Below are 269 nucleotides of genomic sequence, written 5' to 3'. Positions count from 1 at the left end.
CCATGAACCTTGCGCCATTCATTGATCTGTTTCCACCATGCCGCAATCGCTTCAGGATTTGGCTTAGAAACATTAAGCTGTTTCAACTGGTTCAACATCTCATTCAGTACAGGCTCTACAGCACCGACAATTGGAATGTGCGCCATAATGGTTTTTGAGATTGTCGCTGGGTCGATATCTATATGAATGACTTTAGCATTTGGACAGAATTTTGCAGGATTGTTGGTCACACGGTCATCGAAACGCGCACCCACACACAGAATTACATC

1 pseudogene is annotated in these 269 nt (G+C 44.2%); it reads right to left on the bottom strand.

The features are described from left to right. Positions 1-230, bottom strand: a pseudogene (locus tag ACSV5T_RS09900) (biosynthetic-type acetolactate synthase large subunit); the annotation flags it as partial. Positions 231-269: the final 39 nt, after the last annotated feature.

The organism is Veillonella sp. ZSJB6, assembly GCF_051549505.1.
GTDB lineage: Bacteria > Bacillota > Negativicutes > Veillonellales > Veillonellaceae > Veillonella.
This window is presented reverse-complemented; position numbering and strand designations above follow the sequence as displayed.